The sequence below is a fragment of the Aphanizomenon sp. CS-733/32 genome, assembly GCF_028330045.1.
GTDB lineage: Bacteria > Cyanobacteriota > Cyanobacteriia > Cyanobacteriales > Nostocaceae > Dolichospermum > Dolichospermum gracile.
The window spans coordinates 1-5,010 of record NZ_JAQMSE010000152.1; the positions used below are offsets into that span (position 1 = coordinate 1).

Annotated in this window: 4 protein-coding genes and 1 pseudogene; 3 read left to right on the forward strand and 2 right to left on the reverse strand. The window is 42.3% G+C overall.

Features of this window, described 5'->3' with window-relative positions; genetic code table 11:
- From PN471_RS23455 to PN471_RS12225, 3 genes and pseudogenes are all read left to right on the forward strand, one after another.
- Nucleotides 1-138 (forward strand): annotated as a pseudogene (locus PN471_RS23455) (IS4 family transposase); the annotation flags it as partial.
- 394 nt (nt 139-532) lie between these two features.
- The gene (locus tag PN471_RS12220; RefSeq protein ID WP_271777072.1) at nt 533-793 is read left to right on the forward strand and encodes an AbrB/MazE/SpoVT family DNA-binding domain-containing protein; all 261 of its coding nucleotides are present in this window, start codon (nt 533-535) and stop codon (nt 791-793) included.
- Entirely contained in the window at nt 781-1,110 is a 330-nt protein-coding gene (locus PN471_RS12225; RefSeq protein WP_271777073.1) for a type II toxin-antitoxin system PemK/MazF family toxin, read from the forward strand. The genes PN471_RS12220 and PN471_RS12225 overlap by 13 nt, the downstream gene beginning before the upstream one ends.
- Before the next feature lie 169 nt (nt 1,111-1,279).
- On the opposite strand, the gene secA is transcribed toward PN471_RS12225, so the two are convergent.
- A complete protein-coding gene (gene secA / locus PN471_RS12230) occupies nt 1,280-4,060 on the reverse strand; it encodes a preprotein translocase subunit SecA (protein WP_271777074.1) in 2,781 nt (926 codons plus the stop codon).
- Between the two features lie 162 nt (nt 4,061-4,222).
- The gene (locus PN471_RS12235) at nt 4,223-4,759 is read right to left on the reverse strand and encodes a cytochrome C (RefSeq protein ID WP_271777075.1); all 537 of its coding nucleotides are present in this window, start codon (nt 4,757-4,759) and stop codon (nt 4,223-4,225) included.
- Nucleotides 4,760-5,010 lie beyond the last annotated feature (251 nt).

Sequence of the window (5,010 nt, forward strand, 5' to 3'; positions counted from 1 at the left end):
ATCAAAATCAAGAAACATGGACGTTTTGCTAAAAGTGTTTTTCGTTACGGTTTAGATTATCTGCGTTCTCTTGTTACTGATTTAGATTTGAAATATGACGACTTTCTTCTCTCTCTCAATTTTTTGTCCTGTACTTAGAAATCTACTAGTGAGAAACTGTCTCCGAGCTTTTCTAAATATGGTTTTGAGTCCTTCCATTCTTTCCACTTCAGTAGCTCCTTAGTATCTATCTGCATAGTGAATTCTATATCTTCTCCAAAAGCAATCTGTAAATCCGGTATTGGTAAAGTGTAATGTTGAGTGTAGTATCGAACTCACAAATTTACTCATTATAGAATGACGTTAGTTATTCATTACTTCATTATACTCAAATACCTGTTTACCTATCTCGTTGTAATAAGTTGTAATTTTTTCAGTGCAGCGTCTAAACTGCGATTAACATACCTTACTAAATAAATATATCTTCTTCTACTTGACTATTTTTATCTTTGTAATTACAATGTAAATACCATCCTCTTCCCAAAAACATAAAATGGGTATAGCAATTAAAACCAGAATAGTCAAAATCGGCAACTCCCAAGGGTTACGCATTCCCAAAACCCTATTAGAACAAAGCGGAATTAACTCAGAAGTAGAAATAGAAGTTCACGGAAATCATCTCATCATTCGCCCAGTTGAACAAGTCAGAAAAGGTTGGGAAAAAGCATTTACAGAAATGGCAGAAAAAGAAGATGATGTCCTATTAGATGATATCAACACAACAGAATGGGATGAAAATGAATGGCAATGGTAGTCAACAGATTTGATGTTTTCCTAGTTAATCTTGATCCTACCATTGGGAGTGAAATTAAAAAAACACGCCCCTGTTTAGTAATTTCACCCAACGAAATAAACCACCATATTGCCACCGTCATAGTTGCACCAATGACAACAAAAGGGCAAACATACCCGACAAGAGTAACTTGTCAATTTCAAGGACAAAATGGGCAAATTGTCTTAGACCAAATTCGCACAGTAGATAAAACTCGATTAGTCAAACTTCTGGGTCAAATTACGACAGAAGAACAAAAAACAGTTCTGGATATCCTAGCTGAAATGTTTGCTGAATAATTGTCTCATAAAACAAAGACGTAGCAAACACTATCAGACTAATTTAATCAGATTCATAGGACAACTTGAGCCGTAATAGAGTTTGGAGTTAATAGCCGACTAACAAAACAATAAAACAAAGACGCAGAAAACACCCTCCGTGCCTCTGCGTCTCTGCGAGAAAAAACCCTTAAACCATCTCAGCAGTTTGCTGCGCTTGAGGCTGGAACATAAACAGAGAATAAACCACATCACGGCGGATATTCACCATCATATCCAAAAACAACTCATAACCCTCACTCTTATACTCAATCAGCGGGTCTTTTTGCCCATAACCGCGCAAGCCAACCGACTCACGCAAAGCATCCATTTGTTGCAGATGCTCCCGCCACAAAGTATCTATGCGTTGAAGAATAAAGAACCGTTCCGCTTGACGCATTAAACCCGGTTGAATTTGGTCAATTTGCGATTCCTTCATATCATAGGCAATTCGCGCTTGTTCATGGAGAAAAGCCTTAATTTCCACCACCCCCATATCCTCCAATTGTCCCGACTGCATATCAGCCAACAGGTAAACAAACTCCTTCACCTTATCCACCAACTTATCCAATTCCCATTCTTCCGAAGGTAAATCAGGGTTGATGTAATAATCAACGATGTCGTCCATCGTTTTTTCCGCGTACTTAACCACCTGTTCCTTCAAATCTTGACCTTCTAATACCCGGCGACGTTCCGCATAGATAGCCCGACGTTGGTTATTCATCACCTCGTCATACTCAAACACCTGTTTACGGATGTCGTAGTAATAGGTTTCCACCTTTTTCTGTGCGCCTTCCAAGCTGCGGGTTAACATACCCGACTCAATCGGCATATCTTCTTCCACTTGGAAAGCATTCATCAAGCCAGCAACGCGATCGCCCCCAAAGATTCGTAATAGGTTATCCTCTAAACTGAGGAAAAATCTGGTAGTTCCCGGGTCGCCTTGTCTTCCCGCCCGTCCGCGTAACTGATTGTCAATCCGTCGTGATTCGTGACGTTCCGTTCCAATAACGTGCAACCCCCCACGTTCCACCACTTGATCATGTTCGCGGCTGGTAAACTCTTCATACTCATGCTTAACCTGTTGGTAAGCTTCCCGCAACTTCTGAATTACCACATCATCTGTCGGGGCTTTTTCCGCCGCCACAGCCACCTTATCTTCTGCTTCCAACTCCGGTAAACTCCTTTCACCATAAGCCTTAACAGCCACCTCTACAGCCGCTTTTAAAAGCTGTTCTGTTTCCTTGGTTAATGGAGTGGGGAAAATTTCTGGAGAAGCCCGCCAAGTTTTCACCTTTTTACCAGGAACAAAGCCTTGTCCACCACCGCTACCACCCATAGGTAGTCCCGAAGCCCTTTGAACACCAAATTCATCATCGTCAGGGCTGACAATGCGGGGCATAAAGTATTCCCGCAGTTTCAACCGCGCCATATACTCGGAGTTACCACCCAGGATAATGTCCGTACCCCGTCCTGCCATGTTAGTAGCAATAGTTACAGCCCCACTGCGTCCAGCTTGGGCAATAATTTCCGCTTCCCGTTCCACATTTTCCGGTCTAGCATTCAGCAACTCATGGGGAATATCCATTTCCTTGAGGAGTCGGCTGAGAAGTTCGGATTTTTCGACACTGGTTGTCCCCACTAACACAGGTCTACCATTTTCGTGCATTTCGGCACATTCTTTAGCGATCGCTCTCCACTTCCCTGGTTCAGTCTTAAACACCATATCAGACAAGTCTTCCCGTCTTCTAATCCGATTAGTGGGAATAATCGTCACTTCTCGTTTATAAATCTTTTCAAATTCCACCTCTTCCGTTTTCGCCGTTCCTGTCATTCCCCCCAACTTGGGATACAGCAAAAACAAATTTTGATAGGTAATTGTCGCCAAAGTTTGGGTTTCTGGCTGAATTTCTACGTGTTCCTTCGCTTCAATTGCCTGATGCAAACCATCACTCCAACGCCGTCCAGGTAATACCCGCCCTGTAAACTCATCCACAATCACCACTTCATCATTGCGGACAATATAATTGACATCCTTGAGAAACAATTCCTTGGCTTTAATCGCATTAAACATAAAATGCGCCCAAGGATCTTCCGGGTCAAATAAATCTGTCACACCCAACTGATTTTCCGATTCAGCAAAACCCTCATCTGTCAAGAGAACGTTACGATCCTTTTCATTAACTTCGTAATGTTCATCTTTTTTGAGACTAAAAGCAATTTCCGCCGCTTGCAGGTATTTTTCTGTTGGTCTTTCCACCTGACCAGAAATAATTAATGGAGTTCGCGCCTCATCAACTAAAATCGAGTCTACCTCGTCAATCACACAGAAATTAAACGGACGTTGCACCACCTCAGCCATAGATGTAGCCATATTATCCCGGAGATAATCAAAGCCAATCTCGCTATTGGTGACATAAGTAATATCACAGGCATAGTTTTTTTGGCGCTCGCTGGGGGTCATAGTGGACTGAATTAGCCCCACACTTAACCCCAAGAACCGGTGTACCTGACCCATCCATTCCGCGTCCCGACGCGCCAGGTAATCATTCACAGTAATAACGTGGGCACCTTTACCAGTCAGGGCATTTAAATAACTTGGTAAAGTCGCTACCAAAGTTTTCCCCTCACCAGTTTTCATTTCGGCAATTTGTCCAGTATGCAGAATTATCCCACCCTGCAACTGTACATCAAAGTGACGTAATCCTAAGACCCGCCGCCCCGATTCCCGAACCACAGCAAAGGCTTCTGGTAAAATATCATCTAGAGTTTCGCCTTTAGCCAACCGTTGTTTAAACTCGACGGTTTTAGCTTTTAACTGTTCATCAGACAGCGGCTTAATATCTTCCTCTAAGAGGTTAATTTCTGTAATGTAAGGTTGGTATTTTTTAAGTTTACGAGCGTTGGGATCGCCCAACAAAAGTTTTAGCATGGCAGTTTATAGAATTAAATCAAGGGAAATGGAGATTTAAGCTTTAGCTATATAATTATAGACTTTGAATGTCACTGGTCATTGGTCATTGGTCATTGGTCATTGGTCAGTAGGAAAAATCTTCTCCCCTGCCCCCTGCCCCCTGCCCCCTGCCCCCTGCCCCTACTCCCATTCTGGACTGAGGCTGCGGAAATTATACTTATCAGCCCCAATATGACAACTTACACAACTACTCATAGTTACAGGTTTGGGTAATTTGACACCAGGATGCAAAGCTTTAAAATAACGAGAATCCTTGAGACGATAGGGTGTTGCTTCCTCTTGTAGTTTTACACGGGAAAAGGTGTAAAGATATTTTGATACTAAAAGATGTGAAAACTTATCTAAGGGATTAATTTGTACGCCATAGTGCTGGGAGTCTTGTAAAAGATTTTTCCAAGTTTGACTAGGAAATACAGCAGGTGGTAATGCGATGTGACAAGATGCACAGTTTTCTAAATACAGTTCTTGTCCTGGTTGATATTGTGCTGGTATGACATCAACAGTCCCAATTGAGTCTACCGGATTTGCACCGTGAGTGCTGGTGGCGAATCCCAATATCCAGCCTATAGCCACACTCCAAGCAAAAATCACCAGCATGACGATAAGTAGTTGGCGTTTTAGTCGGCGGTGGGATTTGCTTTTTGCTAAATTTGGCATAGAGTTCTCAATTTGACTATTTATTTGCAGTAGGTAGGGGAAAAGTTCCTAAAATCTCATCAACTCCAGCACCTCTGGTTTCACCATCACTGACCCAATCATTATTATCATCTAGGACTTACGCACTGTACAAATTCACCATGATGTGCATGAACGAAAATCCCTCGTTTCAGGCTTTTGGTGATTAACTTCTGCTCAATAGCGAGCGCTCAAAAATCATCAAAAAATCACGTTAAAATGCCCGAAACCCA

Bases quoted from the DNA above. Each gene is read 5' to 3' on its own strand.
- secA (WP_271777074.1), bottom strand. From the start codon at position 4,060: ATGCTAAAACTTTTGTTGGGCGATCCCAACGCTCGTAAACTTAAAAAA.
- PN471_RS12235 (WP_271777075.1), bottom strand. From the start codon at position 4,759: ATGCCAAATTTAGCAAAAAGCAAATCCCACCGCCGACTAAAACGCCAA.
- PN471_RS12225 (WP_271777073.1), top strand. From the start codon at position 781: ATGGCAATGGTAGTCAACAGATTTGATGTTTTCCTAGTTAATCTTGAT.
- PN471_RS12220 (WP_271777072.1), top strand. From the start codon at position 533: ATGGGTATAGCAATTAAAACCAGAATAGTCAAAATCGGCAACTCCCAA.